This is a genomic window from Streptomyces sp. Ac-502 (assembly GCF_045222935.1).
GTDB classification, from domain to species: domain Bacteria; phylum Actinomycetota; class Actinomycetes; order Streptomycetales; family Streptomycetaceae; genus Streptomyces; species Streptomyces monomycini.
The window spans coordinates 8,227,920-8,239,352 of the sequence record NZ_JBHFFO010000001.1 but is presented as its reverse complement, the minus strand read 5'-3'; the positions used below and the strand labels follow the sequence as shown (position 1 = coordinate 8,239,352).

Here is an 11,433-nt window from a genome sequence, read left to right as displayed (position 1 = left end):
CGCCGGAAGCCGACCCGGCCCCTCTGCCAGAGGGGCCGGGCTCTCGCCCCTGGGATCACCTCACCTCCGGGCGCCACCCCGCTTCCTCTCCCCCATGTGGCGGCCCAGGGCCTGCTTCTGCTTCCAGTCCCTGCGCATCTCCGCGCGCAGTCGGGCGTCCGTCTTGGCCACGATGCGTTCGTTCTCGCGCAGGAGCTTGCGGTAACTGTCCAGCCGCCGCTCCGGCAGTACGCCGCTGTCGACGGCCGACAGCACCGCGCAGCCTGGTTCCGTAGCGTGCGCGCAGTCGTGGAAGCGGCAGCGCGCGGCCAACTCCTCGACGTCCGAGAAAGCGCGCGCGAGGCCCGCGTCGGCGTCCCACATGCCGACGCCGCGCAGCCCCGGGGTATCGATGAGCACGCCGCCGCCGGGCAGCACCAGCAGGTCCCGGGTGGTCGTGGTGTGCCTGCCCTTGCCGTCCCGGTCGCGGGCTGCCCGTACGTCCTGGACGTCCTCGCCCAGCAGGGCGTTGGCGAGCGTGGACTTGCCCGCGCCGGACTGCCCGAGCAGGACGGACGTGCCTGCGGTCAGTACGGCGGCGAGTACGTCGAGCCCTTCGCCGGCGGCCGAACTGACCGCCAGCACCCGCACCCCGGGCGCGGCGGTCTCCGCGTCCGCGATCAGGTGGGCCAGCACGTCCGGGCCGCCGGCCAGGTCGGCCTTGGTCAGGACGACCAGCGGCTGCGCCCCGCTCTCCCAGGCCAGGGAGACGAAGCGTTCGATGCGACCGAGGTCCAGCTCGACGGCGAGCGAGACCGCGACCACGGCGTGGTCCACGTTCGCCGCCAGCACCTGTCCTTCGGACCGCTTGGAGGAGGTGGACCGCACGAACGCGGTACGCCGCGGCAGCAGCGCCCGCACCGCACCGTCCCGGCCCGCGCCGACCTCGCCGAGGTCGATCACCGCCCAGTCACCGGTGCACGGCACCCGCATCGGGTCGCCGGTCGCCACCAGCGCGGTGTCCGCCAGTACGGTCCGTACGCCGTCGCCGTCGGGCACCACGGCGTCCACGCGCCCGCGGTCGACGCGGACGACGCGGCCGGGCACGTACCCCTGCCCGGCGAAGGGAGCGAAACTGTCCGCGAAGCCGTCGTCCCAGCCGAAATCGGTCAGCGGGCGCGGCGAAGCGGAGGATGAAACGGAAGACGATTGCAAGGGAAACCCTTCACAAGGGTGGCCCCGGCTCCACGCGCACGGCGCGCGGCGGAAAGTGAGGAGGGGTCAGCCGGAGACCACGGAGGTGGAGTGGATGAACTTCTGGTTGCGGGCAGGGCCCGTCACAGAGACAGCCATCGGTCACACCTCCCTTTCTCACTCAGCCAGACATGGCGGCCGCGCGCAGCCGCGTCGAACACCATCACCGTAGAGGCGCACGCGCTGCGACGCCAACGGTTTTTTCACCGCTTCGCCGCACGGGCACCCGATGTGCACGAAGCTGGGCGGCACCGAACGGCAACGGGAACGGTTCAGCCATCTCACTGGACGGCGAGGAGAGTCACCATGCGGACCGGCATCGTCACGACAGCAGGGCCGGGTGCGGAACACCTGGCCGCCCGCGCGGAGGAACTCGGCTTCGACAGTTTCTGGGTGTACGACACGCCGATGCTCCACGGTGATCCGTTCGTGAGCCTCGCCCTCTGTGCCAAGGCCACCCACCGGATCAGGCTCGGCATCGGTGTGACCTCCCCGGCACTGCGTTCCGCGCCCGCCGCGGCGGCGGCCGTCGGCAGCCTCAACGCCCTCGCCCCCGGCCGCGTCGTCTGCGGGGTCGGCACCGGCAACACGGCGCGCCGTACGCTCGGCATGCGGCCTACGAAGCTGGCGGAGCTGGAGTCCTTCACGGCCGCGCTCCAAGATCTCACCGCAGGCCGCGAGACGGACTACCGCGAGGGAACCCGGTCCAGCAGGGTGCGCTTCCTGCACGCCGGACCGTATGTCGACACCGAGGCTCCCGTGGAGTTCGTCGTGGCCGCGTTCGGCCTGAAGGCTGCCGCGGTCGCCGGCCGGCTCGGCACGGGAGTGATCTCCTTCGGGACGCACGACCCCGCGGCCTGGACCGCCCTCGGCCAGGCCCGGCGGACGGCGGCGCGGGACGCGGGCAGCGCCGGGCGGACCCGCTCGTACCTCATGTCCTCCCTCCATGTCCTGGCCGACGGCGAGGACCGCTACGGCGACCGGGTCAAGGACTCGATGGGGCACATCGCACTGAGCGCACTGATCCTCGGCGCGGAGAACCCCGCCTTCCGCGCGGCCCTCCCCCGGAGGAGGCCGCCGCTGTCGGCCGTCTGCTCCGGCTGCGCGGCACCACCCCCACCGACCCCAAGCGTCACCAGGCGCTCTACCGCAACTACCTGGGCCGGCTGTCCCCCGAGGACCGCGAACTCATCGTGCCCTCCCTGGTGGACAGATTCGGTCTGGTCGGCACCAGGGGCGAGATCGTGGAGCGGATCGACGCGCTGGAGAAGGCGGGGGTCGACGAGCTGGTGATCCAGCCCGCCGTGGACCCGGAGAACGAAATGGCCGAGTTCGCGCGGCTGCTGGCCTGACAGTCGGCGAAGGGCGGCCGTCGGACCGTCCGGGCACGCCGCGTCCGCCTCATCCTCCTCGGCGGGTGTGAGCGTGTTCAACGCCTCGTGCAGGCGGCCCAGCACGCGCCCCGCATCCCGGGTTTCGCTTCGGCCAACCGGTACGACATGACAGCGTGGGCCGCGGTCGCGAGCCGGCCGTCCAACGGGCCGTTGATGCCGGTGCCCTTTCTTCCCCCTCGGGAACTCCCGGTGCGCCCCGGCCCGTTCCGCAGCCCCCGGGCAGCCCCGGCGCACGGTACCGGTGGCACTTCCGGCGGTGTGCTCTCGGCCGTCGGGGCGGCTCCGGTGCGGGCGTGGACAGACCGGTTTGACTCCTGCCACGATGGGGCCATGTCCCTACAGACAGACCGGTCTTCTCTGGCCGGTCCGGATGCCCTGGGGGTCCGTACCCGGCTGTTCGGCTCCTGTGCCGTGCTGACCGTACGGGGCGAGATCGACTACGGCACCGTGCCGGTTCTGGACGAGGCCGTCGAAGCGTTGCCGTGCGGCCTGAAGAGCGTGGTCCTGGAGATGACCGGAGTCACGTTCATGGATGCGGCCGGACTGCACTTCCTGCGGCGCCTGGACGCCTACGGGCAGCGGCGGGGTATTCCGGTGCGTGCGCTCAACCTGCGCCGTCAGCCCCAGCGGGTGATGGAACTGGCCCGCAAGTGGCCCGGCACGCCGCGGCTGGGCACCGTCCCCGGCCGTGCGGCCCCGACCGGGGTGCCGACGGTCCAGGAGCCGCAGTGAGACGGCGCACCCTGGCGGCCCTGCGGCTCGCCACCGATCCGGGGGCGCGGCGCACGAAGACGGAGGAGGCGTCCGGCGGTCCGGACGGCGGGGCGCGCAGCGGCGACGAGGCGGTGGTGGAGCAGCTGCGGGCGGAGAACGCGCAGTTGCGGCAGGCGCTCGACAGCCGGCCGGTGATCGACCAGGCCCGCGGCATCCTCATGGCCCACGCGTCCTGCACCGCCGAGCAGGCGTGGGACATCCTGCGTCAGACGTCCCAGCGCACGAACACCAAGGTGTACGAGGTCGCCGGCGAGGTAGTCGCGAGTGCCACCGGGGCCGTCGCGTCGGGGCCGGTGCGGGCGCAGTTGCAGGCCGCGGTGGAACGGCACCGGGCCGCCCGGCGTAAGAGTGGGTGACGGGTAGGCGGGTGGCCGGCGGGCTGCCGTTGCTGGTGTATCCGGTGAGTGGCGTGTGTGTGGGGGCAGCCGCCGTGCCGGTCCCGGTGCTCAGTCCGCCAGTTGCGGCAGCACCTTCGTACGGTAGAAGTCGAAGAACCCCCGCTGTTCCGGGCCGATCTGGTTGACGTAGACGGTGTCGAACCCGGCCTCGGCGTACGCGTGGAGCGCGGACACGTGCGCGTCCACGTCGTCGCCGCAGGTGACCGCCTCCGCGACGCGTTCGGGGGTGACCAGTTGGGACGCCTGCTCGAAGTGGCGGGGTGTGGGGAGGATCTGCGGCAGTTCGCCGGGGAGCTGTTCGTTGGCCCACAGGCGGTGCGCGGTGCGCACGGCCTCGTCGCGGTCCGGGTTCCAGCAGACCTTCACGCCGCCCAGCACGGGTTTGTTGCCGCCGCCACCGCGCCGGAAGCGCTCGACGGCGTCCGCGTCCGGGGTCATGGTCACGAAGCCGTCGCCGACGCGGGCGGCCAGTTCGGTGGCGTTCGGGCCGAACGCGGAGACGTCGATGGGCACCGGTTCGTCGGGCACGGTGTAGAGCCGGGCGTTCTCCACGGTGTAGTGCTTGCCATGATGGCTGACCTCGCCGCCCTCGAAGAGCTGCCGCATCACCTGGACGGCCTCCTCCAGCATCTCCAGGCGCACCGAGGCCTGCGGCCAGTGGTCGCCGAGGATGTGCTCGTTGAGGGCCTCGCCGCTGCCCACCCCGAGCCGGAAGCGGCCGTCGAGGAGCACTCCGCTGGTGGCCGCCGCCTGCGCCGTGACCACGGGGTGCAGCCGCATGATGGGGCAGGTCACCGCGGTCTCCACGGGCAGTGAGGTGACCTGGGACAGTGCCCCGATCACCGACCAGACGAAGGGGCTCTGGCCCTGTGCGTCGTTCCACGGGTGGAAGTGGTCGGAGATCCACAGTCTGGTGAAGCCGGCCTGCTCCGCCATGCGGGCCTGTTCGACCAGCTCCGCCGGGCTGTGCTCCTCGCAGGAGAGGAAGTATCCGTAGTCGGTCATCGGGGCTCCGTGCGGTCTCGACGGCCCGCGGAGGGCCGGGGTGGGTGGCTGGTGGGTCGCCCCCGTGGGTGCTGCGCCGGGTAACCCTTTCGCGGCCGGGAAAACCCGCGCCGGGGCCGCCGGGGCCGCACCGGTGCCGTAACGCTGCCGTGCCGGCGCCGTACCGCGGTCGTACGCCGAGGTACCGCCCCCGTACCGCCCCCGTACCGCCCGCGTACGGAAACGATTCGGCTCGGATGATCCGGGTACTGGAGCTGCCACGACAAGGCACACCGCTTTAGACTCGAAAGCGGCTTTTGGGTGGATAGAACGGTGATTCCGGCCGGGGCTGTCCGGCGGACGGTCGGCAGAACGGCCGCCGGACGCCCCCGGCCCGGCTGCCGGACCGACCGCCGGACCGATCGCCCGACCGATCGCCCGACCGGCCGCCAGAACTAGGAGATCCGCGATGCGAGCGAACGTCTGGCACGGCAAGCGTGACGTCCGCGTGGAGAACGTCCCCGACCCGCAGATCAAGAAGCCGACCGACGCGGTCATCAAGGTCACGTCCAGCGGCCTGTGCGGATCGGACCTGCATCTGTACGAGGTCCTCACGCCGTTCATGACGCCCGGCGACATCCTGGGGCACGAGCCGATGGGCATCGTGGAGGAGGTCGGCCCGGAGGTCACGAACCTCAGCCCCGGCGACCGGGTGGTGATCCCCTTCCAGATCGCCTGCGGCTCCTGCCGGATGTGCGCTGACGGTCTTCAGACGCAGTGCGAGACCACGCAGGTGCGCGAGCACGGCTCGGGCGCCGCGTTGTTCGGGTACACCAAGCTCTACGGTTCGGTGCCGGGCGCGCAGGCCGAGTTCCTGCGGGTGCCGCAGGCCCAGTACGGGCCGATCAAGGTGCCGCACGGCCCCGCCGACGACCGCTTCGTCTACCTGTCGGACGTACTGCCCACCGCCTGGCAGGCGGTGCGGTACGCCGGCGTCACCAAGGGCAGCAGCGTCGCCGTCCTGGGGCTGGGGCCGATCGGCGCGATGGCCTGCCGGATCGCCCGGCACCTCGGGGCCGAGCAGGTGATCGGCGTCGACCATGTGCCCGAGCGGCTGGCGCGGGCGCGCCGCGACGGGGTGACCGTCTTCGACCTGGACGCCTTCGACGGCGAGGACGGGCTGCTGGAGGCCGTCAAGGACGTCACCGACGGCCGCGGCCCGGACGCCGTAGTCGACGCGGTGGGAACCGAGGCGCACGGCAGCCCCGCCGGAAAGCTGGCGCAGCAGGCCGCCGGGCTGATGCCGTCCCGCTGGGCCGAGAAGCTGATGAGCAAGGCGGGGGTGGACCGGCTGGGCGCCCTGCACCTGGCGATCTCGATGGCGCGGCGCGGCGGCACGATCTCGATCAGCGGGGTGTACGGCGGGATGAGCGACCCGATGCCGATGCTGGTGATGTTCGACAAGCAGCTCACGTTCCGGATGGGCCAGGCCAACGTGCGGCGCTGGGCGGACGACATCCTTCCGCTGCTGACCGACGAGGACCCGCTCGGGGTGGACGACTTCGCCACGCACCGGCTGCCGCTGAACCGGGCGCCCGAGGCGTACGAGATGTTCCAGAAGAAGACGGACGGCGCGATCAAGGTGCTGTTCACCCCGTGACGGGGCGGCGCCTGACGCGCCCGCGTACCCACGGGGCGAGGTGAGAGGACCGGTCATGCCGCATTTCGCTGCCGCACCGCCGATCGCGGGGCTGACGGCCCTGGTGACGGGCGGATCGCGCGGCCTGGGCCTGCTGATGGCGCGTCGGCTCGTGGCGCGTGGCTGCCGGGTGACGATCCTGGCGCGCGACGGGAAGGAGCTGGCGGAGGCCGCCCGGTCGCTGTCCCGTCCCGGCGGGCCGCCGGTCGGTACGGCGGTCTGCGACGTGCGCGACCGGGCGGCGGTCGAGGCCGTCGTCGAGGACGTGGCGGCGCGGGAGGGCGGGCTGGACATCGTCATCGGCAACGCCGGGGTCATCCAGGTGGGGCCGTCCGCGTCCGTGGGCCACGAGGCGTTCCACGACGCCATGCGGACGATCTTCGACGGGGCGCTCAACACGTCCCTGGCCGCCCTCCCCCACCTGCGCCGCAGTCCGGCCGGCGGGCGGCTGGCGCTGATCGGTTCGGTCGGCGGCCTGCTGGCCGTACCGCATCTGCTGCCGTACTCCTGCGCCAAGTTCGCGGTCGCCGCGCTGGCCGAGGGGCTGCACGCGGAGGAGAGCGGGTACGGGGTGTCGGTGACGGCGGTGCATCCGGGGCTGATGCGGACCGGTTCGCATCTGCACGCGCAGTTCGGGGGCGATGCTCCGCGGGAGTACGCCTGGTTCTCGGCGCTGGCGGGCACGCCCGTCCTGTCGATGAACGCCGCGCGCGCCGCCGAGCGCATCGTCTCCGGCGTACAGCGCCGCCGCCCCCGTGTGGTCCTGACGCCGGCTGCCCATCTGGCCGCGAAGGCGCACGGCCTGGCGCCCGTCACCACCACCCGCCTGTCGTCGGTCCTGGCGAGAGTCCTGCCGCGGGACGCGGTGGGCGCACCGGGCGTGACCGAGGGCATCGCGGTGGAGAACGGCGGCCAGGCCCCCGCCTCGCGGCTGCGCAAGGTGTTCAGCGCCCTCAACGACCGGGCCGCCAGGCGGTTGAACCAGTACGGGCGGGCGGCGCCGCCCGCCCGCTGACCGGCGGTCCGGCCCGGCGCGCAGCGGGCCGGGCCCCGGCGACAAGGCACCACGGCCGGATCCGTACGAGACCGGCCCACGCGGAAGGATGGACACGGGTGAGCCCACGCGGAGCCGCACTCTTCGACGTCGACGGAACGCTGGTCGACAGCACCTATCTGCACGCCGTCACCTGGTGGGAGGCGTTCCGGCAGTCCGGGCACCGGGTGCCCATGGCGGAGATCCACCGGACCATCGGCATGGGGTCCGACCACCTGATCGGCCGGCTGCTCGGCGAGGACCGGGACAGCGACGAGGACGAGACGATCCGGACGGCGCACGGCACGCTCTTCGCCCAGTACTGGGAGCGGCTGGCCCCGCTCGACGGCGCCGCCGAACTGCTGCGGGCGTGCGCGAAGCGCGGCTGGACGGTGGTGCTGGCCAGTTCGGCGCACGGCCCCGAGCTGGAGGCGATGCGCCGGGCGCTGGACGCGGAGGACGCCATCACCGCGGTCACCAGCTCCGACGACGTGTCGGCGAGCAAACCGGCCCCCGACCTGGTGCAGAGCGCCCTGGAACAGAGCGGCGCCGCCGCGGACTCGGCCGTGTTCATCGGCGACACCGTCTGGGACGTACAGGCCAGCCACCGCGCCGGTGTGCCGTGTCTGGCGGTGCTCAGCGGCGGCTTTCCGGAGCGTGACCTGCGGGAGGCGGGCGCGCACGAGGTGTACGAGGGTCCGACGGACCTGGTCGAGCGGCTGGACAGCAGCCTGCTCGCGGCGCCGGGAAGGCGATGACGGCGGGGCCGGCCCGCGACGGAGACCGCCCCGCGCCGTGGCCGGAGGAGCGCACCGCCGCGCTGGAGGCGGCGCTCCGCGCCCGCGTGGACGGCGAGGTGCGGTTCGACGCGGGCAGCCGGGGCGCGTACGCCACCGACGGGTCGAACTACCGGCAGGTGCCGATCGGCGTGGTGGTGCCGCGGACGACCGACGCGGGCGCGGAAACCGTCGCGGTGTGCGCGGAGTTCGGCGCGCCGGTGCTGTCGCGGGGCGGGGGTACGAGCCTGGGCGGCCAGTGCACCAACACCGCCGTGATCATCGACTGGACCAAGTACTGCAACGCGCTGCTGTCCGTGGACCCCGACGCCCGTACGTGCGTGGTGGAGCCCGGCATCGTGCTGGACGAGCTGAACCGGCAGCTGGCGCCGCACGGGCTGAAGTTCGGGCCCAAGCCGTCGACGCACAGCCACTGTGCGCTGGGCGGCATGATCGGCAACAACTCGTGCGGCGCGTCCGCGCAGGCGTACGGCAAGACGGCGGACAACGTACGGCGGCTGGAGATCCTGACGTACGACGGGCTGCGCTGCTGGGTGGGCCCGACGTCCGAGGACGCGTACGAGGAGGCGGTCGCCGGGGGCGGGCGCAAGGGGCAGCTCTACGAGGGGCTGCGGAGCATCGCCACGCGCTACATGGCCGACGTCCGCCGCGACTTCCCGGACATTCCCCGGCGGGTCTCCGGTTACAACCTGGACGCGCTGCTGCCGGAGCACGGCTTCAACTTGGCCCGCGCGCTGGTGGGCAGCGAAGGCACGTTGGTGACCGTGCTGCGCGCGGAGCTGGAGCTGGTCCCCGTACTGCCTTACGAGGCGATGCTGGTCCTCGGCTACCCGGACATCTGCACGGCCGCCGACGACGTACCGCGCCTCCTCCAGCACGGCGACCCGACACAGCTGGAGGCCATAGACGGCCGGATGGCGCAGCTGATGCGGGAGGAAGGCGCCTACCTGGACTCGCTGGAGAACTTCCCTGAGGGCGACAGCTGGCTGCTGTTGCAGTTCAGCGGTGACAGCCGGGAGGAGGTGGACTCCCAGTGCCAGGCACTGCTCGACGGGATCGGCCGGTCCCAGGAGGACGCGTCGGTGGCCTTCTCCGACGATCCGGGGCGCGAGCAGAAGATGCTCAAGGCGCGGGAGGCGGGGCTCGGCGTGACCGCCCGGCCGCCGGACGACCGGGAGACCTGGGAAGGCTGGGAGGACTCCGCGGTGCCGCCGGACCGGCTCGGCGACTACCTGCGGGACCTGGGCGAGCTGTTCCACGAGTTCGGCTACGACCACGCGGCGCTGTACGGGCACTTCGGGCAGGGCTGTGTGCACACCCGCGTCCCGTTCGACCTCAAGAGCGCCGAGGGCGTGGCGGACTTCCGCGCTTTCCTCTTCCGCGCCGCCGACCTGGTCGCCTCGTACGGCGGGTCGCTGTCCGGCGAGCACGGTGACGGGCAGGCCCGCGGGGAGCTGCTGCCGCGGATGTTCGGCGAGCGGCTGATGACGGCGTTCGCCGAGCTCAAGGGGCTGTTCGACCCGGACGGCCGGATGAACCCCGGCAAGGTCGTGCACCCGGCCGGGGTCGACGAGCACCTGCGCCTGGGCGCCGGGTGGCGGCCGCGGAGCCCGGACACCCGCTTCGCCTACCCCGACGACGACCACAGCTTCACCCAGGCCGTGATGCGCTGTGTCGGCGTCGGCAACTGCCGTACGCACGAGGGCGGCGTGATGTGCCCCTCGTACCGGGCGACGGGCGAGGAGGAGCACTCCACGCGCGGCCGGGCCCGGCTGCTGTTCGAGATGCTGGGCGGGCACGCGGACTCCCCGGTCACCGACGGCTGGCGCTCCACGGAGGTACGGGACGCGCTGGACCTCTGCCTGGCATGCAAGGGCTGCGAGTCGGACTGCCCGGTCGGTGTCGACATGGCGACGTACAAGGCGGAGTTCCTGTCCCACCACTACGCGGGGCGGCTGCGGCCCGCCGCGCACTACTCGATGGGCTGGCTGCCACTGTGGGCCCGGCTCTCCCGGCTCGCTCCCGGGCTGGTCAACGCCGCGCTGAACGCGCCGGGACTGGCCCGGCTCGGCAAGCGCCTGGCCGGGGTGGCCGCCGAGCGGGAAGCGCCGGTCTTCGCACGGGAATCGTTCGTGCAGTGGTGGCGGGCGCGCGGCACCCCCGAGCCGGACCCGGCGGACCCGCGGACCGTCGTGCTGTGGCCGGACACGTTCAGTACGTACTTCCATCCGGGCGTCGCGAAGGCGGCGGTGCGGGTGCTGGAGGACGCCGGGTTCCGGGTCGCCGTGCCGGAGCGGGCGGTGTGCTGCGGGCTGACGTGGATCTCCACCGGCCAGCTGGACACCGCCGGACGGGTGCTGCGGCGGACCCTGGACGTGCTGCGGCCGTGGATCGAGGCCGGCACCCCCGTCATCGGGCTGGAGCCGTCCTGCACCGCCGTCTTCCGCGCCGACGCGCCCGAGCTGATGCCGGACGACGAGGACGTACAGCGGCTGGCGCGGCAGTTCCGCACCTTCTCCGAGCAGCTGGTCAACCATGCCCCCGAGGGCTGGCGGCCACCGTCACTGGGCCGGTCGGCGACCGTGCAGACGCACTGCCACCAGCACGCGGTGCTGGCGTTCGACGCCGACCGGGAGCTGATGCGCCGGGCCGGGGTGGCCGCGGACGTGCTGGACGCCGGGTGCTGCGGGCTCGCCGGGAACTTCGGCTTCGAGCGCGGGCACCACGGGCTGTCGACGGCCATCGCGGAGCAGGGCGTGCTGCCTGCCGTACGGGACACGCCGCCCGGCTCGCTCGTGCTGGCCGACGGCTTCAGCTGCCGTACGCAGATCGAGCAGGGCGGCACCGGGCGGCAGCCCGTGCACCTGGCCGAGGCGCTGGCCCTGGCGCTCGACCGGCGGCTGCCCGCCGACCGTCCGGAGCGGACCGCCGACCGGCCGGTCCCGCCCGCGGCCGGCACCGGCCGCCTGCTGACCGCCGCCGCGGCCGCGGCCACCGGCGGCGCGCTGGCCGCCGTCACCCGCTTGCTGGTGCGCAGGCTGCGCCGCTGATCTCCCGGACCGAGGACCGTACATCCGTTTGGGACAGGTACGTCCGTTTGAGGACGTTCCGGTCAGCCGTG

Annotated in this window: 8 protein-coding genes and 1 pseudogene; 7 read left to right on the top strand and 2 right to left on the bottom strand. The window is 73.0% G+C overall.

The genetic code is table 11. From position 1 onward, the window contains the following. Positions 1–60: 60 nt before the first annotated feature. On the bottom strand, positions 61–1,194 hold the full coding sequence (gene rsgA, locus ACEXOX_RS37410) for a ribosome small subunit-dependent GTPase A (RefSeq protein ID WP_406525238.1): 1,134 nt from the start codon (positions 1,192–1,194) through the stop codon (positions 61–63). 345 nt (positions 1,195–1,539) lie between these two features. On the opposite strand from rsgA, the pseudogene ACEXOX_RS37405 reads away from it, so the two are divergent. The 3 genes and pseudogenes from ACEXOX_RS37405 (at position 1,540) to ACEXOX_RS37395 (ending at position 3,757) form a co-directional block, all read left to right on the top strand. Beyond that, positions 1,540–2,585 (top strand): annotated as a pseudogene (locus ACEXOX_RS37405) (LLM class flavin-dependent oxidoreductase). A gap of 372 nt (positions 2,586–2,957) precedes the next feature. Next, positions 2,958–3,359, top strand: coding sequence for an STAS domain-containing protein (locus ACEXOX_RS37400; protein ID WP_406525237.1), 402 nt, complete (start codon positions 2,958–2,960; stop codon positions 3,357–3,359). Further along, positions 3,356–3,757: an ANTAR domain-containing response regulator gene (locus tag ACEXOX_RS37395; RefSeq protein ID WP_406525236.1), complete on the top strand. Its 402-nt coding sequence runs from the start codon at positions 3,356–3,358 to the stop codon at positions 3,755–3,757. The genes ACEXOX_RS37400 and ACEXOX_RS37395 overlap by 4 nt, the downstream gene beginning before the upstream one ends. Before the next feature lie 90 nt (positions 3,758–3,847). Here the strand turns inward: ACEXOX_RS37395 and ACEXOX_RS37390 are convergent, their stop codons facing one another. Continuing rightward, positions 3,848–4,804, bottom strand: a complete 957-nt coding sequence (locus ACEXOX_RS37390) for an LLM class F420-dependent oxidoreductase (RefSeq protein WP_406525235.1) — start codon at positions 4,802–4,804, stop codon at positions 3,848–3,850. A gap of 448 nt (positions 4,805–5,252) precedes the next feature. On the opposite strand from ACEXOX_RS37390, the gene ACEXOX_RS37385 reads away from it, so the two are divergent. The 4 genes from ACEXOX_RS37385 (at position 5,253) to ACEXOX_RS37370 (ending at position 11,362) form a co-directional block, all read left to right on the top strand. Next, positions 5,253–6,443 (top strand): zinc-dependent alcohol dehydrogenase, encoded by a 1,191-nt coding sequence (locus ACEXOX_RS37385; protein WP_406525234.1) that lies wholly within the window; start codon positions 5,253–5,255, stop codon positions 6,441–6,443. A 55-nt stretch (positions 6,444–6,498) separates the two neighbouring features. After that, positions 6,499–7,497 (top strand): SDR family NAD(P)-dependent oxidoreductase, encoded by a 999-nt coding sequence (locus tag ACEXOX_RS37380; RefSeq protein WP_406525233.1) that lies wholly within the window; start codon positions 6,499–6,501, stop codon positions 7,495–7,497. 98 nt (positions 7,498–7,595) lie between these two features. Next, positions 7,596–8,273, top strand: coding sequence for an HAD family hydrolase (locus ACEXOX_RS37375; RefSeq protein ID WP_406525232.1), 678 nt, complete (start codon positions 7,596–7,598; stop codon positions 8,271–8,273). Next, positions 8,270–11,362: an FAD-binding and (Fe-S)-binding domain-containing protein gene (locus ACEXOX_RS37370; protein ID WP_406525231.1), complete on the top strand. Its 3,093-nt coding sequence runs from the start codon at positions 8,270–8,272 to the stop codon at positions 11,360–11,362. Before ACEXOX_RS37375 ends, ACEXOX_RS37370 begins: the two co-directional genes overlap by 4 nt. Positions 11,363–11,433 lie beyond the last annotated feature (71 nt).